The 19,562-nt window shown below is 73.4% G+C and carries 16 protein-coding genes and 2 pseudogenes; 11 read left to right on the forward strand and 7 right to left on the reverse strand.

The window, feature by feature from the left end:
* The first annotated feature begins 131 nt into the window (after positions 1-131).
* The 5 genes from ACZ60B_RS34390 to ACZ60B_RS34410 all read left to right on the forward strand — a co-directional run bounded on the left by ACZ60B_RS34390 (position 132) and on the right by ACZ60B_RS34410 (position 6,115).
* Positions 132-1,316 (forward strand): lipid II:glycine glycyltransferase FemX, encoded by a 1,185-nt coding sequence (locus tag ACZ60B_RS34390; RefSeq protein ID WP_469394085.1) that lies wholly within the window; start codon positions 132-134, stop codon positions 1,314-1,316.
* A gap of 146 nt (positions 1,317-1,462) precedes the next feature.
* Positions 1,463-3,118, forward strand: a complete 1,656-nt coding sequence (gene murJ, locus ACZ60B_RS34395; RefSeq protein ID WP_469394121.1) for a murein biosynthesis integral membrane protein MurJ — start codon at positions 1,463-1,465, stop codon at positions 3,116-3,118.
* A gap of 164 nt (positions 3,119-3,282) precedes the next feature.
* Positions 3,283-3,981: a response regulator gene (locus ACZ60B_RS34400; protein ID WP_469394087.1), complete on the forward strand. Its 699-nt coding sequence runs from the start codon at positions 3,283-3,285 to the stop codon at positions 3,979-3,981.
* A gap of 71 nt (positions 3,982-4,052) precedes the next feature.
* On the forward strand, positions 4,053-5,576 hold the full coding sequence (locus ACZ60B_RS34405) for an ATP-binding protein (protein ID WP_469394089.1): 1,524 nt from the start codon (positions 4,053-4,055) through the stop codon (positions 5,574-5,576).
* Positions 5,577-5,617: 41 nt separating this feature from the next.
* On the forward strand, positions 5,618-6,115 hold the full coding sequence (locus ACZ60B_RS34410) for a hypothetical protein (RefSeq protein WP_469394091.1): 498 nt from the start codon (positions 5,618-5,620) through the stop codon (positions 6,113-6,115).
* Between the two features lie 88 nt (positions 6,116-6,203).
* Here the strand turns inward: ACZ60B_RS34410 and ACZ60B_RS34415 are convergent, their stop codons facing one another.
* Positions 6,204-6,848, reverse strand: coding sequence for an HNH endonuclease family protein (locus ACZ60B_RS34415; RefSeq protein ID WP_469394093.1), 645 nt, complete (start codon positions 6,846-6,848; stop codon positions 6,204-6,206).
* A gap of 432 nt (positions 6,849-7,280) precedes the next feature.
* Here ACZ60B_RS34415 and ACZ60B_RS34420 point away from each other — a divergent pair, with 432 nt between their 5' ends.
* Positions 7,281-7,862 carry a TMEM165/GDT1 family protein gene (locus ACZ60B_RS34420; RefSeq protein WP_469394095.1) on the forward strand — a complete coding sequence of 194 codons (582 nt, stop codon included), beginning with the start codon at positions 7,281-7,283 and terminating at the stop codon, positions 7,860-7,862.
* Between the two features lie 213 nt (positions 7,863-8,075).
* Entirely contained in the window at positions 8,076-8,744 is a 669-nt protein-coding gene (locus ACZ60B_RS34425) for an HAD-IA family hydrolase (RefSeq protein WP_469394097.1), read from the forward strand.
* Positions 8,745-8,830: 86 nt separating this feature from the next.
* On the opposite strand, the gene ACZ60B_RS34430 is transcribed toward ACZ60B_RS34425, so the two are convergent.
* Positions 8,831-10,150: a peptidoglycan-binding domain-containing protein gene (locus ACZ60B_RS34430; protein ID WP_469394099.1), complete on the reverse strand. Its 1,320-nt coding sequence runs from the start codon at positions 10,148-10,150 to the stop codon at positions 8,831-8,833.
* Between the two features lie 162 nt (positions 10,151-10,312).
* Here ACZ60B_RS34430 and ACZ60B_RS34435 point away from each other — a divergent pair, with 162 nt between their 5' ends.
* Positions 10,313-12,370, forward strand: coding sequence for an MDR family MFS transporter (locus tag ACZ60B_RS34435; RefSeq protein WP_469394101.1), 2,058 nt, complete (start codon positions 10,313-10,315; stop codon positions 12,368-12,370).
* A 154-nt stretch (positions 12,371-12,524) separates the two neighbouring features.
* Here ACZ60B_RS34435 and ACZ60B_RS34440 read toward each other — a convergent pair.
* Positions 12,525-13,010 (reverse strand): annotated as a pseudogene (locus tag ACZ60B_RS34440) (GNAT family N-acetyltransferase); the annotation flags it as partial.
* 172 nt (positions 13,011-13,182) lie between these two features.
* On the opposite strand from ACZ60B_RS34440, the gene ACZ60B_RS34445 reads away from it, so the two are divergent.
* Positions 13,183-13,866 carry a hypothetical protein gene (locus tag ACZ60B_RS34445; protein ID WP_469394103.1) on the forward strand — a complete coding sequence of 228 codons (684 nt, stop codon included), beginning with the start codon at positions 13,183-13,185 and terminating at the stop codon, positions 13,864-13,866.
* 5 nt (positions 13,867-13,871) lie between these two features.
* Positions 13,872-14,534: a hypothetical protein gene (locus tag ACZ60B_RS34450; RefSeq protein WP_469394105.1), complete on the forward strand. Its 663-nt coding sequence runs from the start codon at positions 13,872-13,874 to the stop codon at positions 14,532-14,534.
* Positions 14,535-14,660: 126 nt separating this feature from the next.
* Here ACZ60B_RS34450 and ACZ60B_RS34455 read toward each other — a convergent pair.
* A pseudogene (locus ACZ60B_RS34455) lies at positions 14,661-15,080 on the reverse strand (DnaJ family domain-containing protein); the annotation flags it as partial.
* A gap of 99 nt (positions 15,081-15,179) precedes the next feature.
* On the opposite strand from ACZ60B_RS34455, the gene ACZ60B_RS34460 reads away from it, so the two are divergent.
* Positions 15,180-15,572 carry a hypothetical protein gene (locus tag ACZ60B_RS34460; RefSeq protein ID WP_469394107.1) on the forward strand — a complete coding sequence of 131 codons (393 nt, stop codon included), beginning with the start codon at positions 15,180-15,182 and terminating at the stop codon, positions 15,570-15,572.
* Positions 15,573-15,602: 30 nt separating this feature from the next.
* On the opposite strand, the gene ACZ60B_RS34465 is transcribed toward ACZ60B_RS34460, so the two are convergent.
* The 3 genes from ACZ60B_RS34465 to ACZ60B_RS34475 all read right to left on the reverse strand — a co-directional run bounded on the left by ACZ60B_RS34465 (position 15,603) and on the right by ACZ60B_RS34475 (position 19,278).
* Positions 15,603-16,292 carry an O-methyltransferase gene (locus ACZ60B_RS34465; protein WP_469394109.1) on the reverse strand — a complete coding sequence of 230 codons (690 nt, stop codon included), beginning with the start codon at positions 16,290-16,292 and terminating at the stop codon, positions 15,603-15,605.
* A 214-nt stretch (positions 16,293-16,506) separates the two neighbouring features.
* Positions 16,507-17,880, reverse strand: coding sequence for a glycine betaine/L-proline transporter ProP (gene proP, locus ACZ60B_RS34470; protein WP_469394111.1), 1,374 nt, complete (start codon positions 17,878-17,880; stop codon positions 16,507-16,509).
* Positions 17,881-18,141: 261 nt separating this feature from the next.
* Positions 18,142-19,278 carry an acyltransferase family protein gene (locus tag ACZ60B_RS34475; RefSeq protein ID WP_469394113.1) on the reverse strand — a complete coding sequence of 379 codons (1,137 nt, stop codon included), beginning with the start codon at positions 19,276-19,278 and terminating at the stop codon, positions 18,142-18,144.
* Between the last annotated feature and the right edge of the window lie 284 nt (positions 19,279-19,562).

A 19,562-nucleotide genomic window follows, 5' to 3' on the forward strand; every position in this document is an offset into this window, starting at 1 on the left:
TTGCCGGGAAACGGTCGTCGTCCCGTCACATACGCCGCTCGGGACGGTCACGGACGGCTGTGAATCTTCCTGGCGTCCCGAGCCGAACGGCCCGGTTCCCACCCGACATCCACGGCCCCCGAGGAGGCGCAGTGTCAGCGCTGCTCGTGACGGCAGGACGCGGACAGCGGCAGACGTGGCTGGGTCCCGTCTCCGCCGAGGCGTACCGCGCCTTTCTCGCGTCCGGCGCCGGAGCCGCCCTGGCTCCCGGCTTTCTCCAGTGCCCGTCCTGGGCGACGGTGAAGGACGGCTGGCGGTCCCGACTGCTGGGCTGGGGACCGCGGTCCGGCTCCGGCGCGGGACGGCTGACCGGAGTGGCGCTGGTACTGCTGCGTCAGTTCCCGGGCACCCGGCGGTACTTCGCCTATCTGCCCGAGGGGCCGGTCGCCGACTGGACCGACCCGGACCTCGACGACTGGCTCTCCCCGCTGCTCGGCCATCTGCGCGCCCTGGGCGCGTTCGCCGTGCGCATCGGGCCCTCGCCCGCCCACCGCCGGTGGAACGCCGCCGCGCTCAAGGCGGCGGCCGGCCCCGGACGACGTCTGTCCGACCTGCTCGACTGCGAGGTCGACCCGCTGGGCACCGCCGTCGCCGAGCGGCTGCGCGCCCGCGGCTGGCGGCGGTGCGGCGACGGGGGCGACGACGGGGACGCCCAGCCACGCTATGTCTTCCGGGTGCCGCTGGCCGGACGCACCACCGACGACCTGTGGTCCGGGCTCAACCAGGAGTGGCGGCGCAACATCCGCCGGGCGCGGCGGTCGGGTGTGCGGGTCACGGTGGGCGGGGTTGCCGAACTCCCCGATTTCTATCGGCTGCTGAAGGTCACGGAGGAACGCGACGGCTTCCGCCTCGGCCGCTCGCTCGCGTACTACGAGCGCCAGTACGCGGCCCTCAACGCCGAGGAACCCGGCCGGATGAGGCTCTACCTCGCCCGTCACGAGGGCGAGATCCTGGCCGCCCACACCATGATCACCGTGGGTCGGCGGGTCTGGTACCAGACCGGGGCCTCGGCCGACCACCGGCGCGAGGTCCGCCCCTCCAACGCACTCCAGTGGCAGATGATCCTCGACGCCCACGCCCGTGGCGCGGACGTCTACGACATGCGCGGGATACCCTCCACGCTCGACCCCGGCGAACGTTCGTACGGGTTGCTGCGATGGAAGCTCGGCACCGGAGGACAGGTCGCCGAGACGCTGGGGGAATGGGAGACACCCTTGAACGGTCCCGCCAACCACACGCTGTACCGCGCGTTCCAGATGTACCTGGCCCGGCGATGAGCGCCGCCCCGCCCCGGACCGCCCCGGACGACTCCGGCCCCGGCCCCGCCGACAGGACGGACCCGACGGGCCCGACCGGCCCGGCGGACCCGACCGGCCCGGCGGACCCGACCGGCCCGGCGGACCCGACCGACCCGCACGACACGATGGACACGAAGGACACGCGTGAGCGGCCGGCCCGCCGTTCCGGGCCGGTCCTGCGCAGCGGCGCGGTCATGGCCGCCGGGTCCCTCGTCTCCCGCGCCACCGGCTTCGTACGCTCCGCCGTGGTCGCCGCCGCGCTCGGCGCGGGACTGGCCGCCGACGGCTACGCGGTCGGCAACACCGTCCCCAACATCGTCTACACGCTGCTCCTCGGCGGCGCGCTCAACGCCGTCTTCGTCCCCGAACTCGTCAAGGCCGCCAAGGAGCACGAGGACGGCGGAGCCGCCTACACCGACCGGCTGCTCACCGCCTGCACGGCCGCGCTGGTGCTGATCACGGCCGGGGCGGTGCTCGCCGCGCCCGCCCTGGTGGCGGCCTACACCGACTACACGGGCGCGCAGGCGGCGACGACGGTGGCCTTCGCCCGCTCCTGTCTGCCCCAGATCTTCTTCCTCGGCCTGTTCACCCTGCTGGGGCAGGTGCTGAACGCCCGGGGCCGGTTCGGCGCCATGATGTGGACCCCGGTGCTCAACAACGTGGTCGTCATCGCCGTCTTCGGCCTGTACCTGGCCACCGTCGTGGACGGCCACCCGCTCACCCCCGACGAGACCGCGCTGCTCGGCTGGGGCACCACCGCCGGGATCGTCGTCCAGGCGCTGGCCCTGCTGCCGTCCCTGCGCGCGGCCCGCTTCCGCTGGCGGCCCCGCCTCGACTGGCGTGGCAGCGGGCTGTCCCGGCCGCTGCGCTCGGCCGGCTGGCTGGTCCTGCTCGTCCTCACCAACCAGCTCGCCTACTGGCTGGTGACCCGGCTCGCGACCTCGGCGGGGCAGCGCGCGGCGGCCCAAGGGATCGACGGCGGCGCCGGGTTCAGCGCCTACGGCAACGCGTACCTGCTGTGGGCCGTCCCGCACGGCATCGTGACCGTCTCCCTGGTCACCGCGCTGATGCCGGGCATGAGCCGCAGGGCGGCCGACGGCGACACGGCCGGTCTGCGCCGGGACGTCTCGTACGCCCTGCGCAGCACCTCGGCCGCCGTCGTGCCCGCCGCGAGCGTGCTCCTCGCCGCGGCCGGGCCGGTCATGGCGGTCGCCTTCCGGTACGGCAGGACCGGCGCGGACGACATCGCGGTCATGGCGGGGGCGCTGGCGGCCTTCGCGCCCGGACTGATCGCCTTCTCCGGGCAGTACGTCCTCTCCCGCGCCTTCTACGCGCTCTCCGACACCCGTACGCCCTTCCTGCTCAACCTGGTGATCGCCGGGCTCAACGCGGGCCTGTCCGCGGCCGCCTGCGCGCTGCTGCCCGTGCGCTGGGCGGTCACCGGGATGGCCGGGGCGTACTCGGCGGCGCTGTTCGTGGGGTGGGCGGTCACCGCCCGCGTCCTCGACCGCAGGCTCCGGGCGGCGACCGGCGTCCGGCGCGCGCCGTGGCGCTCCCCGGCCGTGGCCGGACTGGCCAGGCTGGTGACGGCCGCGGTCCCGGCGGTCCTGCTCGGCCACGCGGCGGCCGGGCGCACGGCCTTCCTCGGCCCGCCGGTGTCGGCGGCGGCCGGTACGGCGGCCGTCCTGGCGGTCTTCGCCCTGCTGGCCCGCCCGCTGCGCCTGACCGAACTGGAGGGGGCGCTGCGGGCGGTGCCCCGGCCGCGGCGCCGCCGGGGCTGACGCGGGGGACCGGCGGGGGAGCGGCCACCGGTCAACCCGGCGCTCGAGCATGCGCCTTGGTGTTTCCGGGCGGCCGTCCGGGCGCTCCCGACGGCCACTTGACCTCCCGAGTCCGTCATTTGATCTTCCATGTCAGCCACTTGATCGAATGGAATACTCCGCACATGCCACGTGTCCTGCTCATCGAAGACGACGCCGCCGTCCGCGAAGGCATCGAACTCGGCCTGCGCCGCCGCGGGCACGAGGTGCGCAGCGCCCCCACCGGCGAGGCCGGGCTCGAGGCCATCGGCGGATTCCGGCCCGACCTGCTGCTGCTGGACCTCATGCTGCCCGGCATCAACGGCGTCCAGGTCTGCCGCCGGGTGCGCGAGGCCGGACAGCTGCCGATCATCATGCTCACCGCCCGCGGCGACGACTTCGACGTGGTGGTCGGGCTGGAGGCCGGGGCCGACGACTACATCGTCAAACCCGCCCGTACGGAGGTCATCGAGGCCCGCATCCGGGCCGTACTGCGCCGTATCGACGAGCCGGGCGGACGCCCCACGGTGGAGACGCACGGCGACCTCACCGTCGACCGTGCCGGGCTGACCGTCGCCAAGGCCGGGCAGCGCCTGGCACTCGCCCCCTCCGAGCTCAAGCTCCTGCTGTACCTGACGGCCGCGCCCGAGCAGGTCTTCAGCCGGCAGCAACTGCTCGAACAGGTCTGGGAGCACAGCTACCACGGCGACGCGCGACTGGTCGACGCCTGTGTACGACGCCTGCGCCACAAGATCGAGGACGTGCCGGGCGAGCCGCGCTACATCCAGACCCTGCGGGGCTTCGGCTACCGCTTCGGACCGTTCCCGCACACCGAGCGGAGTTGAGCCGTGATGCCGGACCCCGGCCCGCACGCCGACGTGGACGGGCGGCGCGACACCGCCCCGGTGACCTCGTGGTGAGACGCCGCAGGACCCTGATCGGGCTGCGCACCCGCCTGGTGCTCGCCTTCCTGCTGGTCGCCGCGGTCAGTGCCGGGACCACCGCGACCCTCACCTACCGCGAGGCCCGCACCGCGATCCTCCAGCAGGCCCAGGACACCGCGGTGTCCGCCTTCCGCGAGCGGGTCCAGGAACTGGGCACCCCGCTGCCCATGGATCCCAAGGTGTTCCAGGCGCAGTTGCGCCGCCTCGCCCGGCAGGGCAACCCCCATCCCTGGGTGGTGTTCGCCGAGTACGGCTCGCTGCGGATCTCCTCGGCCTACGAGCCGGTCTCCAGCGTGATCACCCCCGAGCTGCGGCGCGCCGCGCACGCCCACGCGCGCGGCAGCTTCCAGCGGGTCGACAAGCACGGCACCCCCTGGCTGACCGTGGCCGTCCCGACCGTCTTCCGCGTCGGCGGGACCGTGCGCCCCACCGGGCTGATCCTGTACGCCGTGATGCCGCTGACCGACGAGGAGGCCAACGTCCGGGCCATGCTCACCGCCGCCCGCGACGGAGCCGTCCCCGGTCTCGCGGTGGCGCTCCTGCCCGCCCTGCTGTCGGCGCGCAGCGTGCTGCGCCCGGTCCGCGAACTGAGCACCGCCGCCCGCCGGATGGGCGACGGGCGCCTGGACACCCGTATCCAGGTCCGGGGCGGCGACGAACTGGCCGATCTGGCGGGCACCTTCAACGAGACCGCCGCCGAACTGGAGCGGACCGTCGGTGAACTGCGGGCGGCGGAGGCCCGTGCCCGCCGCTTCGCCTCCGACGTCTCCCACGAACTGCGCACCCCGCTGGCCGGGATGCTGGCCGTCACCGAGGTGCTCGACGAGGACGCGGCCCGGCTCGCTCCCGACACCGCCGCCGCCGTCCGGCTGATCAGCGCCGAGACGGGCAAGCTGGCGGTCCTGGTCGAGGACCTGATGGAGATCTCCCGGTTCGACGCCCGCGCCGCCGAGCTGAACACCGACGAGGTCGACATCGCCCAGACCATCCGCAAGACCCTGGCGAGCCGCCGCTGGACCGACCCCGGCGAGATCGTCACGGAGCTGCCCGACGGCATCCGGGCCCGGATCGACCCCCGGCGCTTCGACATCGTCGTCGCCAACCTCGTCGGCAACGCGCTGCGGCACGGCAGCGCGCCCGTCGTGGTGCGGCTGCGCACCGAGCCGTACGACGCCGGGACGCCCGGGGCGACGGGGCCGGGCGGGGCCGCCGAGGCGGGCGGCGCGCACGGTACGGGCCCGCTGCCCGCCCGGCTCGTCACCGAGGTCGCGGACGCCGGTCCCGGCATCCCCGCCGACGCGCTGCCGCACATCTTCGACCGCTTCTACAAGGCGGACGCGGCCCGCGGCCGTTCGGCGGGCAGCGGCCTCGGCCTGGCCATCACCCTGGAGAACGTACGGCTGCACGGCGGCACGATCCGCGCCGCGAACGGCCCGCACGGCGGCGCCGTCCTCACCGTGGAGATACCCCTGACCGGCCGGGAGGCGACGGAATGAGCCGGACGGGCCCGGGCCCGGCCGTGGGTACACGCTCGCGCGTGGGGCGTGCCGTCGCGGGCTGTGCCGCGGCGTCCGCGCTGCTCACCGGCTGCGGAGTGCAGGCGAGCGGCGTCGTCGAGGCGGGCGGGCCGGCCACCGTCCCGGTCTATCCCGCGTACAAGCAGCGGGCGGTGCTGTTCTTCCTCGCCGCGGACGGCCGGCTGACACCGGCTGTCCGGTCCCTCGTGCCGGACGTCTGGGCCGCCGACGTGCCGGTGACGCTCCCGAAGACCCTCGCCATGCTGCTCGCCGGCCTCTCCGACGAAGAGCGCTCGGCCGGACTGCACACGGACCTGCCGCCGAGCGTCGCCGCCGGGCCGGAGGTGAAGTCGGCCCCCGGCACCCTGATCGTCCGCCTCTCGCTGGACGTGCGGCCCCTGTCGACGGGCGCGCGCCGCCAGCTCGTGTGCACGGCCGCCTACGCGCAGGACGGGGACGGCACCGCGAAGGTCACCCTCGTCGGCGACGACGGCGTCCTCCCGGCGGCCGGCTGCTGACCGACCGGCCCGGCAGGGGGCCGGCGGGCGCCCTTCCCCGGCGTCCCGTGCCGCACGGGACGCCGGGGAAGGGCGGGAGGCAGCCTGCTCAGCAGCCGTTGAGCACCGAGGTCAGCTTGGTCTTCTCGGCGGAGTCGACCTTGAGGTTGTAGTAGTACTTCACCTGCACCCAGGCGCGGACGTACGTGCAGGCGTACGAGCTGAGCGGGGGCATCCACTCGGCCGGGTCCTTGTCGCCCTTGGACTGGTTGACGTTGTCCGTGACGGCGAGCAGCTGCGGGCGCGTCACGTCGTTGGCGAAGGCCTGGCGCTGGGCCGTGGTCCAGGCGCTCGCGCCGGAGTCCCAGGCCTCGGCCAGCGGGACGAGGTGGTCGATGTCGACGTCGGAGGCGGCGGTCCAGGTGGCACCGTCGTACACGGAGTACCAGCTGCCGCTGGTGGCGGCACAGGCGGAGTCGGTGACGACGTTGGAACCGTCGCGCTTGAGGATGTACTCACGGGTGTTGCAGGTCCCGCTGATGGTGATCCAGGTCGGGAACAGGTCCCGGGAGTAACCGGTGCGGCTCTCGGTCGCCACGGTGAGCGAGGCGAGGTAGGTGCGGGCCGTGGCGGCGCTGACCGGGGTGGGGAGGGCGGCGGAGGCGGTCGGGCCGTTGAAAACACCGGCCAGGGCTATCAGTCCGGTGAAGGCCGCGAGTATGCTCAGCCGTCGACGCGCGTAGACCTTTGGCATGCGAACTCCCTTGGTGTGTGGGGGTGTCGGAGTACGGGCGAACGAATGCTCGCGGCGGCGTGTAGCCGTGAGGTAAGTGCGCGGTTAGAAAATAATGACGCGTGCATGACATGACAAGGTTTACGGCAAAACTTTCCCCGGGCTGTGGGCCGCCGGGCCGCGGGACTTTCGTCCCTGGGGGCCGGCCGGGGCGTCGCGTACGATGGTCGGAGCAGAAGGGGAGTAGCTCTTCGCCGGACCGTCGACATACTGCTCAGCTCGTCTGAGCCGGCGCCCGGAGGCAGGCCTCGATCACGGGGCCGGCCAGCGAGACCTTCGGCAAGCAGTGCACACCCGCGCCCATCGGTGCGGGTCCTGTGTGCTGCCGTGCCGAGGTGTCGTGAAGCAGAGCGCAGCACTCTCGGCGGGGCAGCCCCGACCGATTGAGGAACCTTGATCAGCCTTACCGTGACGGCACTCGTCTTCGGCATCGTCTTCCTGGCCGAACTGCCGGACAAGACCGCCCTCGCCGGCCTCGTCCTCGGCACCCGCTACCGCGCCTCGTACGTCTTCGCCGGTGTCGCCGCCGCGTTCACCCTGCACGTCGTGCTCGCCGTCGCGGCGGGCAGTGTGCTGACGCTGCTGCCCCAGCAGATCGTGCACGCGCTGACGGGTGTGCTCTTCCTGGGCGGCGCCGCGGTGCTGCTGATGAAGAAGGACGACGGCGACGAGGAGATCCGCAAGCCGGAGAACCAGTCGTTCTGGAAGGTCGCCGGAGCCGGCTTCATGCTGATCCTGGCCGCCGAGTTCGGTGATCTCACCCAGATCATGACCGCGAACCTCGCGGCCCGTTACGACGACCCGCTCTCCGTCGGCCTCGGTGCGGTGCTCGCGCTCTGGGCGGTCGCCGGACTCGGCATCGTGGGCGGAAAGGCGCTGATGAAGCGGGTTCCGCTGGCGCTCATCACCAAGGTCGCGGCGCTGCTGATGGTGGCGCTCGGAGTGTGGAGCCTGTGGGAGGCGATCGCGGGCTGAGCCCCGGCTTCCGAGCCCCGGGCCGGTCCCGGCCGGGGGCCCGGTCCCGCCCCGGTCGCGGCCCCGGCCCGGCTGAACATCGGGTGAACGCCGCGCGGGCCGGTGGCGCAAACCGTGAGTTCTTTTGTACCGTAGAGAAACAAAGTGGTCCCCGCTCGTTTTCCCTGACCGGCGAGCGGGGCCGCCTTGTCCCCCCATGCTTGGAGTCTGCCGATGACGGCCACCGCCGTACCCACCGTTCTCACCGTCCGTGCCTTCCTGCTGGACATGGACGGCACCCTCGTCAACTCGGACGCCGTCGTGAACCGCGTCTGGCGCGGCTGGGCCGACCGGCACGGGCTGGACGGCGACGAGGTCATGAAGGTCGTCCACGGGCGGCAGGGGTACGCGTCGATGGCCCTGCTGCTGCCCGACCGGCCCATGGAGCAGAACCACGCGGAGAACGCCTGGATGCTCGCCGCGGAGACGGCCGACATGGACGGCGTCGTGCCGGTGCCCGGGGCGCCGGAGTTCCTCGCCGCCCTGAGCGGGGTGCCGCACGCGCTGGTGACGTCGGCGGACGTCGCCCTGTCCACGGCGCGGATGGCGGCGGCCGGCCTGGCGCTGCCCGACGTCCGGATCACCGCCGAGTCCGTCGCGGTGAGCAAGCCGGACCCCGAGGGCTTCCTGAAGGGTGCCGCCGAGCTCGGGATCGCTCCCGCCGACTGCGTGGTCTTCGAGGACTCCGGCGCCGGGATCGCCGCGGGACGCGCCGCGGGGATGCAGGTCGTGGGCGTCGGGCCGAGGGCCGGGCTGCACGCGCCCGACGTGGTCGTACAGGACCTCACACGGGTACGGGTGGAGCCGGCGGGCGACGGAACGGTGCGGCTGCACATCGGATAGCGGGCGGCCCGGCGCCGCCGTACCCCCCGGACGCGCCGTGCGCGCCCGTGGACGCGGCCCTGCGCGCCCACGGGGTCCGGTCACGGCTACGAGGTCTCCGCCTCCAGCATCGCCCGGGTCTCCGGGCCGTACACGCCCGCCTCGTCGCCGCGCACACCCCTGGCCCACTGGTAGGTGCGCAGGGCGTAGTCGACACGGTTGGTGAACCGGCCGTCGATCCTGTTGTTGTAGAGACGCAGCTGCTGCAGCCGCTGCTGGAGTTCGGCCACCTCCGGGCCGTGGTCGCCGAGGCGCAGGACCGGGGCCGCACTCTGGCCGCCGCCCCCGGGCGCCGGGGAGGCCGTCGTGCCGGTGCTCGTCGCGGTCGCGGTCGGCGAGGCCGGGCGGGACGGCGAGGGGGAGGCGCTGGGCGCGGACTCCGACTCCGACTCCGACGGCGACGCCGAGGCGCTCTCGCTCGGCGACGACGACGCGGACGGCGAGGCGGACGTCGACGGCTGCGCGGAGTCCGCGGTCGCGTCGGCGGAGTCCGCGCCCGCCCCGTCGGCCGAGGCGTCCGGCGCGGCCACCCGTACGTCGGCCGAGGCCGCGGCCTCCTGCGTGGGCGTGTCGGAGGAGAACAGCCCGCCGGTGAGACCGGCCGCCGCCGCCACCGCCACGACCGCACCCGCCCCGAGCAGTACCGCGCGGCGGCGGCGTCCGGCCCGCGGCGCGGGGGTGTCGTACCGGGTGTCGTACGTCACGTCGAAGGCGGACGCTCCCGTCCGCGGCTCCCGCTGCGCCCCCTCGAACAGGCTCAGGTCCTCGGCGTCCGGCACGCCCGGCGGCGGTGCGAGGGGCGTGGGCAGCCCCCGGGCCGCCTTGACCCGGCGCAGGGTCGTGGTGACGTCCGCGCCGGCCGGCGGCACGGCCGCGGACTTCCGCACCGAGCCGTCCGGTGCCGCCGCGGGTTGCTCGGCCTGCCCGGTCTGCTCGCTCGGCCCGGACCGCTCGGGGTGCGCGGAGTGCCGGTCGAGGCCGGCCGGGCCGTCCTCCGGTTCGACGTACGGCCGTATCCGCGTCGGCGGGTCGAAGCCCTCCGCCGCGGCGGCCTCCGCCGCGCGCGCGTCGTGCGGCGCGTCGGCCGTCTGCCGGGCGCACAGGCACGACGGGGTGTCGTCCGCGGCCCGCGGCTCGCCGCACCACGGGCACCATCGCCCGCCTCCGTGCCCACCTCGGTTCGGACCGGCCGCGCCCCCGGTCCCACGTTCGTCCAGTTCGTCCACGTGCGCGCCCGTCTGCCGGGCGCACAGGCACGACGGGGTGTCGTCCGCGGCCCGCGGCTCGCCGCACCACGGGCACCATCGCCCGCCTCCGTGCCCACCCTGGTACGGGCCGGCCGCGCCTTCGGTCCCACGTTCGTCCACGTGTTCGTTCCCTCCCGATGCGAACTCCAGAGATTATGCAGATCCTTTGTGCGGCCCCTGACCGGACGCCCCCCGGAATCCGAGGTTCCGGGAGGGCTCAACAGGCCATAAACGGTCAGACCCACCACGATGGAAAGGTCACGATTGCCTCAGGAGGTCTCCATGGCCGTGGACGAGCACGCCAGGACGGGGGACGCGGCGCAGCAGCACGTGTCCGGCAACATCCTCGTCTCGATCGGCGCCCTGTTGCTCGGCATGTTCCTCGCCGCCCTCGACCAGACCATCGTGTCGACGGCGCTGCCCACCATCGTCAGCGATCTCGGCGGGCTGGAGCACCTGTCCTGGGTGGTCACGGCGTATCTGCTGGCCTCGACCGCGGCGACCCCGCTGTGGGGGAAACTGGGCGACCAGTACGGGCGCAAGAGGCTGTTCCAGGCCGCGATCGTGATCTTCCTGGTCGGCTCGGCGCTGTGCGGCATGGCGCAGAACATGCCGGAGCTGATCGGCTTCCGCGCGCTCCAGGGACTGGGCGGCGGCGGGCTGATGGTGCTGTCGATGGCGATCGTGGGCGACATCGTCCCGCCCCGGGACCGGGGCCGCTACCAGGGCCTGTTCGGCGCGGTCTTCGGCGCGACCAGTGTGCTCGGCCCGTTGCTGGGCGGGCTGTTCACCGAGCAGTTGAGCTGGCGCTGGGTCTTCTACGTCAACCTGCCGGTCGGTGTCGTCGCGCTCGCGGTGATCGCGACCGTCCTGCACATCCCGCGCAGGTCCACGCCGCACGTCATCGACTACCTCGGCACCTTCCTGATCGCCGCCGTCGCGACCTGTCTGGTGCTGGTCGCCTCGCTCGGCGGTACGACCTGGCCGTGGGCCTCGCCGCAGATCATCGGCCTGCTGGTGGTGGGCGTGGTCCTGGCGCTGGCGTTCGTGCTGGTCGAGCGGCGGGCGGCCGAGCCGGTGCTCCCGCTCAAGCTCTTCGGCATCCGCACCTTCACGCTCGCCGCCGTCATCAGCTTCATCGTCGGTTTCGCCATGTTCGGCGCGATGACCTACCTGCCGACCTTCCTCCAGGTCGTCCACCACATCTCCCCGACCGTCTCGGGCCTCTACATGCTGCCGATGGTGATCGGCATGCTGCTGTCCTCGACGCTCTCCGGTCAGGTCGTCAGCCGCACCGGCCGCTGGAAGGTGTTCCCGGTCGCGGGCACCGGCATCACGACCATCGGCCTGCTCCTGCTGCACCAACTGGACGAGAACAGCTCCACCGCCGAGATGAGCGTCTACTTCTTCGTCTTCGGCCTGGGACTCGGCCTGGTCATGCAGGTCCTGGTCCTCATCGTGCAGAACGCCGTGCCCTACGAGGACCTCGGCGTCGCCACCTCCGGCGCGACCTTCTTCCGCTCCATCGGCGCCTCCTTCGGCGTCGCCATCTTCGGCTCGGTCTTCGCCGGGCGGCTGGCCGACAAACTGGCCGACGCCTTCCGGGGCGCGCATCTGCCGCCCGGCCTCTCGGCGGACTCCCTGAAGGCCGACCCGCGCGGCATAGCCGCCCTGCCGGCCCCCCTGCGCCCGGCCGCCCTGCACGCCTTCGCCGCGTCCATCACCGACGTCTTCCTCTACGCGGCTCCCGTCGCGCTCCTCGGCTTCGTCCTGGCGTGGTTCCTGAGGGAGGACCCGCTGCGCGGCTCGGTCACGGCGCCCGACCTCTCGGAGACCCTCGCCGCCAACCCCGTCGAGCGTTCGTCGTACGACGAGGTGTGCCGGGCGCTGTCGACGCTCGGCACGCGCGAGGGACGGCACGAGATCTACCGGAAGATCACCGACCGGGCGGGCTACGACCTGCTGCCCGCCGCGAGCTGGCTGCTGCTGCGGATGAAGAAACAGGGCTCGGTCGAGCCGGGCGTGCTCGCCGAGCGCACCTCGATCCCGCTGACGGTCGTCATCGACGCCGCCCGGCAGACGGAGGAGCGCCGACTGGCCGTCCGCGAGGGCCTCGAGCTCAGCCTGACCGCGCAGGGGCGCGTGGTCGCCGACCGGCTGGCGAAGGCCCGCGAGGAGTCGCTGGCCGAGCTGCTCGGCGACTGGTGGGGGCCCGACCGGCCCACCGACCTGATCCAGCTCGTCAAGGAACTCAACGACGAACTGTGCGGCTCGGACCAGGAGCAGCCGCACAGCGGGGCGGCACCCGTCGTCCGCGGGGCGCCCCGGGGCGTCAGCTGAGCCCCCCGGCTCCTTCCGACGCGCCCTCGGCCCTCCCGGGCGTCCCGGCCGTCCCCGGCGCTCCGGGCGTCTCGTTCGTCCCCAGCACTCCGGACGTCTCGGCCGTCCCCGGCACCCCGGGTGTCCCGTCCGTCCCCGGCACGCCGGGCTCCACGAGCTGCTTCCGGAACCAGTGCTCGGCGTACTCGTCCTCCTTGTACGGCCCGGTCTCGGTGTAGCCGAGCCGGGTGTACAGGGCGCGCGCCTCGACCAGGTCGCCGCGGGTGTCGAGCACCAGCCGCGTGGCACCGAGGGCGCGGGCGGCGTCCTCGGCCGCCGACACCAGCAGCGCGGCCCCGCCCCGGCCGCGCATCCCCGGATACAGGAACACCCGGGTCAGCTCGGCCGTCGTGGCCTCCAGCAGCCGTACGCCCGCGCTGCCGGCGGGCTCGCCGCCGTACCGCGCGACCAGCAGCCGGCCGCCCGGCGGGGCGAGTTCGGCGCCCGTGTTCGCGGCGATCTCGCGCTCCAGCTCGTCCGGGTCGGTGCGACGGCCCTCGTGCAGCAGGTACCAGCGGTCGCTGACCTCGGTGTAGTACGCCCGCCAGAGGGCGGCGGCCACGGGCGAGTCGACGGCTTCGGGGGCGACGGTCCAGGTCATGACCGACATTCTCGCCAGCGGGCCCACCCGGCCCGCAACCGAATACCGGGAGGCCGGGCCGCCGCACCCGGTCGCCCCCGGGGCCGGTCCGGCGCGGCCGCCGTTTGCGGGGTGCCTTCCGGGTAACCCGATCCAGGAACCGGCCCGTTGGGCCGAGACACGGAAGGCAGCCATGTCGACAGGCATGATGATCGTACTGATATTGATCGTGGTGGCCGTCGTCGCGGTGACGGCCGTCCTGGCCCTGCGGGCCCGAGGCGCGCACGGCGGCGGCCTGAAGCGACGCTTCGGGCCCGAGTACGACCGGACCGTGGCCGGATACGACGGCGATGTGCAGGCGGCCGAGCGGGAGTTGACCGAACGCGTCGAGCGGCACGGCGGACTGCGCGAGCGGCCGCTGGAGCCGGCCGAGCGCGAACGGTACGAGGCGCGCTGGACGGCCGTCCAGGAACGGTTCGTCGACTCGCCGCGGGACGCGGTCGCCGACGCGGACCGGCTCATCGCGGAACTGGCCGGCGCCCGCGGCTTCCCGGACGGCGCGCAGTACGAGGAGCAGCTCGCGGCGCTCTCCGTGCACCATGCCGACCAGGTGCAGGGCTACCGCCGGGTGCACCGGGTAGTCGTCGTGCCGGCGAGGGCCGGGGGCGACGGCGCGGGCACGGAGGAGATGCGGGAGGCGCTGGTCGAGGCCCGCGGTCTCTTCGCCGAACTGGTGGGCCCGGCGCGCCAGGGTCACGGCCGCCGCGAGACGGACCACCGCTCCGGGACGGCGCCGCAGGACCGGCGCACCCCGACCCGAGCCAACGGCCACGGCGCCCCGTGGACGTTCAGCAGGCGTCAAGCGAAGGGGAGTTGAACGACATGGCCGATACCGAGCGATCGGTGACCGACGCCACGGGCACCGACCCGCGGCAGCCGTCCGGCACGCCCGAGGCACCCGGGGCGCGCAGGACGGGCGAGACACGCGGAACCGGCGCGACGACCGGAACACCTGCCGCCCCCGCCGCCTCCAGGACGCCGACGGCGCCGGCCGCGCCCGGGACGGCCGAAGCGGCCGAGGTCCCCGGGCCGACGCGGACCCCTGAGCGGCACCGCCCGGCCGGGCCGACCGCGTCGGCCGAGTCGACGGCGCCGGCGGGGACGACCGCGCCCGGAGCCGACACCGCGGGCCGCGGCCCGGACACCGTCGGCCCCGCCGCGCTCTTCCCGCACGACGAGTCCGACAAGCTCACGCTCCGTCTCCGGCAGGCGGTCGCCGCGTTCGTCGACGAGCCCCGGGGCTCCGTGGAGGAGGCCGACCAGGTGCTGGAGGAGATCGCAGCCCGCTTCACCGAGGCCGTGGCCAGGCACCGCCGGATGCTGCGTACGTCCTGGCAGTCCCCGGACGAGGCGACCGGGAGGGCCGCGGGGAGCACGACGGAGAAGTCGGCCGGGGCGCGCACGACGACCGGCGCCGACACGGAGCAACTCCGCCTGGCCCTGCGGGACTACCGCGAACTGGCGGAGCGTCTGCTACGCGTGTGACCCGCGCGCCGCGTCGTCCGGGGCACCCGCGGCCCGCGGGGCGCCCACGCCGCCCGTAGTGCCCGAGGCCCGGGTGGTCTCCGCACTCCCGGCCGCCCCCGTACCACCCGTGGTACGCGTACCACCCGCAGTGTCCGAGTCGATCGCCGCCCGGCGCTCCCGCCACTCCCGTACGACCTCGTCGACGTCGTACGGCTTCTTGCCCAGCGGGGGGCCGGGCGGCGGCTTGAACATCATCTCGCGGATCTTCGCGTTGACGTCCGTGAGGATCCTGCGGACGATCAGCTCGGTGGGCGCCGCGTAGGCCGCCGCGAGCGCGTCCTCGGCCTCCTTGCGCAGCGCCAGCGCGGGCGGCAGCACGGAGAGGCCCTCGCGGGCCATCTTCCTCTTGATCCACCACAGTTCGTCGTACGCCGTGTCCGTGACCTCGGGCAGCGGCCGGCCCGCGCCCGTCAGGTGGGCGAATTCGCCCCGCGCCTGGGCGTCACGGATCTGCTTGTCGACCCAGGACTCGAACGGGACCCCCGGTGGCTTTCGCTCGGTCATGAGTCCATTGTGCCGGACGCGGTACCGCCGGGCGATTTATCATGCGGCGGCGGTGCGCCAACCAGGCCGCCGTACAAGGACATTCCAGAAGGAGCGCACGTGCTCGAACTCACCATGGCCTCCGTCTCCGGGGCGGACGTCGGTGCCACGGCCGGCATGCTCATGGCCGACGCGCCGAGCGATCCCGGCGCCGTGCTGCGGGTGGGCCGGGATGCTTCCGTCTGCCGGCTCGCGACGCCGGACGACTGGCTGTTCGTCTCGCGGGTCCACCTGGAGTTCCTGTGCGGCCCCGAAGGAACCTGGCATGTGTCGTGGCTGCACGGCTCGCAGCCCGACCCCTCCTCCGAGGTGCTGCTGACCGTCGGGGAGTACGCCCAGACGATCGCGTACGGCGGGAGCGTGCAGCTGCCGCGGGGCGGGGCCGGCGAGATCATCATCCGGGACCGCACCGGCCCGCGCAGCGTCAACGTGGGCTTCTACCACGAGGCGTAGCCCCGCGGCCCAGGGCCTGTCCGACGGGCCCTACTCGGGCTCCTCGGGCTGCTCCAGCACCCGGGCCAGCGCGAAACCGTCGTACCCCTTGCTGCCCACCGTCTGGATCGCGGTGGCGCTCAGCCGCGGGTGCGCGGACATCATCTCGACGGCGGCCCGGGTGCCCTCGACGTCCGGCTCGCTGCTCTCCGAGTCGATCACGCGGCCGCCGCGTACGACGTTGTCGACGATGATCAGGCTGCCCGCGCGGGTGAGCCGCAGCGCCCACTCCACGTAGTTGGCGTTGTTGGCCTTGTCGGCGTCGATGAAGACGACGTCGAACGGGGCCGGGTTCTCGTCGGCGAGCTTGGGCAGCGACTCCAGGGCGGGGCCGACCCGCACCTCGACGATCCGCTCCAGGCCCGCGCGGGCGATGTTGCGGGTCGCCACCTCGGCGTGCCGGGCGCTGTACTCCAGCGAGATCAGCCGGCCGTCGGCCGGGAGCGCGCGGGCCAGCCAGATGGTGCTGTAGCCGCCGAGCGTGCCGATCTCCAGGATGGTGCGGGCCCCCTGGATCTCGGCCAGCAGTTGCAGCAGCTTGCCCTGGGGCGGGGTGACGGCGATGTGCGGGAGCCCGGCGGCCTCGCTGTCCCGCACGGCCGCCTTGAGGAACTCGTCCTCCGGCGCCAGATGGGTGGAGAAGTAGAAGTCGACGTCGTCCCAGAGCTGAGACCCGCTCATGCGCTCCACCTTTCGTGTCCCTGCTTGGCAATGCCAACGGTCGGAGGTGTCAACTACGTGGGCTGACGAATGCGGTCACGGACGAGTTCCCGTCGCCCTGCTCGCGGTCGGATTCCGGCCGGTCCGCAGGTCGGGGCGGAGCCGAGGGGACGCCGACGCGACGATGGGAGGGGCCACCTCGATGCCCCCTCCCATCGTCGCGCAGTCCGTCCGCTCACGCAGCCGACTCGACCGCCGGTGCCGACCCGGGCAGCGGCCGGCCCGCCGACTCCACCATGTACCAGACCGCGACGCCGCCGACGACGGCCGCGGCCATCAGGTAGTAGGCGGGCATCATCAGGTTCCCGGTCGCGCCGATGAGGGCGGTCACCACCAGCGGGGTGGTGCCGCCGAAGAGCGACACCGACACATTGAAGCCGATGGACAGCGAGCCGTAGCGGACCCGCGTCGGGAACAGGGCGGGCAGGGCCGCCGGCATCGAGGCCGTGAAGCAGACCAGGAGCAGGCCGAGCGCGCCCATGCCGAGGCCGACCGCGAGCAGGCTGCCCTGGCGGATCAGCAGCACGGCCGGGACGGACAGGGCCAGGAAGCCCGCGCAGCCGGCCGCGATCACCGGACGGCGGCCGATCCGGTCGGTCAGCGCGCCGGCGAAGGGCTGCACGATCATCATCAGCGCCATCACGCCCAGCACGACCAGCAGGCCGTGCGTCTCGTCGTACCTGAGCTCGCTGGTCAGATAGCTCGGCATGTACGACAGCAGCATGTAGTCGGTGACGTTGAAGACCATGACGAGCCCCATGCACAGCAGCAGCGTCCGCCACTGGCCCAGGACCATCTCGCGCAGCGGCACCTTCGGGCGGCTCGCCTCGGACTTCGCCACCTCCGCCCGGAACGCCGGGGTCTCCTCCAGACGCATCCGCAGATAGAGACCGACGATGCCCATCGGGCCCGCGATCAGGAACGGGATCCGCCAGCCCCAGGACACCAGGTCCGCGGAGGAGAGCAGCGCGGTCATGAGGGTCACCAGACCCGCGCCGCCGATGTATCCGGCCAGCGTGCCGAACTCCAGCCAGCTGCCCAGGAAGCCGCGCCGCTTGTCCGGCGCGTACTCGGCGATGAAGGTGGACGCGCCCGCGTACTCGCCGCCGGTCGAGAAGCCCTGCACCAGGCGGGCCAGCAGGAGCAGCAGGGGAGCGCCGACGCCGATCGCGCCGTACGACGGGATCAGGCCGATGGCGAACGTGCCCGCCGCCATCATGATCATGGTGAGCGCGAGGACCTTCTGCCGGCCGATGCGGTCGCCGAGCGGGCCGAAGACCATGCCGCCGAGCGGGCGGACCAGGAAGGCCGCGGCGAAGGCGCCGAACGTGGACAGCAACTGCGCGGTCGGGTTGCCCGAGGGGAAGAAGACCTTGCCCAGGGTGACCGCGATGTAGCTGTAGACGCCGAAGTCGAACCATTCCATCGCGTTGCCCAGGGCGGCGGCCTTCACGGCGCGCCGGACGAGGGCGGGGTCGGTGGTGGTGACCTCACGGGTCCTGCTGATGGTCCTGGGGGCCTGGGGAGCGGCGACGGTGACGGCCGACAAAGCTTCGCTCGCCTACCTTTCGACGGGGACAGGGACACGGCCTGGGGTGGCCTGGAGCCGACCATACGAGCCTTTGGTCCGCTTACGCCCGGTACGCAATTGGATGCATGATGCACCTAAAGGCCGCGTGTGCAGGGGTGTCCGCCCCGTCCGGGAGGCGTTTTCCGGCCGCCCGCTGTGACGCTTGTCGCTCTGCGCTTGGATGGTTCACCCCGTTTTGCCGGGATGGTTGGTGAGGACGGTCCGACCCGTCACGCACCGTCACCGGGAGGAGGTCGGCACCCGCTCTGCCGTACGGACCGGGGACGGCGAGGAGCGGCCGGGCCGGTCGCGCAGCCACCGCTCGGCTGGATGCTCCACGTACCGGTACAGCAGCGCCGCGAGGGCCAGGCTGACCGTCAGCGCCCCCGCCCAGAACACGAGCGTCGCGCCGCCCCGGGCGGGTTCGCCCCAGCGGAAGACGGCCGACCGGATCACGATCTCGTGGACGAGGTACCAGGCGAACGACCAGTGCCCCAGCCGGATCGGCCAGGGGCCGCCCAGCCCGGTGCGCCGCCCCTCCAGGTCGGCGCGGGCGGCCGAGCAGATGAGGGCCGCGAAGATCGGCGCCGAGAGCCACTGCGAGGCGGAGTACGGGCTGTACCAGAGGGAGTCCGCGACCGCGTGCGACCACGGGATCAGCGCCAGGTGCCAGCCGACGACGAGGGCGACGGCCGCCGGCAGCGGAAGGCGGGGCCGCCAGCCGCGCCTGAGCGCGAGCCCGGCCACCACGCCCAGCACGAACTGGAGGGAGCGCGTCAGCGGCAGGTAGTCGAGGGCCCACGCGCGCGTGGCGGGCGGCAGGCCCGACAGGGCCGGCCACAGCACGAGGGTGGCGCAGACGACGGCGACCGCCGTCCACAGCCAGGTCCGCGAGCGCCGGGCCGTGAGCACCGTCAGCAGCGCGGGGAAGACCAGATAGAACCAGGCCTCGTCGCTGAGCGACCAGGCCGCCGGGTTGCCGCCCCTGAAGACGACCGGCACCGGGAACCAGGCGTGCACCAGCAGCAGCGTCGCGGCCACCGCCGGGAGCGGGACGGCACGGTCCATGACCGCCCACACGGCGACCGACAGCGCGACGCTGACGGCGAGCAGCGGCCAGATACGGGCGAAGCGCCGCCACAGGAACACCCGGGCGGGGACGCTCACCCCGTCGTACGTCCAGGCCAGGACGACACCCGACAGCACGAAGAAGAACGTCACGCCGCTGCGGCCGTACCAGACGACCTCGCTGACGACCGGGACGGTGCCGACCTGGCGGGACAGGTGGTAGAGGACGACCAGCAGAGCGGCCCAGAAGCGCAGCCCGGTCAGCGAGGGCAGCCGGTCGCGACCGGCCCTGGGTGGTACGGAGGTCAATGCGCGGTCCTTCACCGTTCGGGGCAGCGGGGCGGTCCCACCCGCCGCGGCCCCGGGACCCGCGGCACGGGCCCCTCCGCACGCAGCCGCCGACAATAACACCGCCCGCGAAAACCGCCCGCGCCTGCTGGACGGCGGCCGGGTCGGCAGGCCCTAGGTGTATTGATCACGAGCGTTGTTGACAGTTGCTGGGCTTGATCATGGCGAAGACCTCCGGTGTGGTGGAGCTGTCTAGGACTGCACCGCACGGAGGTCTTCGTGTCCCACCGTAATGCCCGGCTGAC

It is taken from the genome of Streptomyces sp. NPDC104096, from assembly GCF_055584385.1.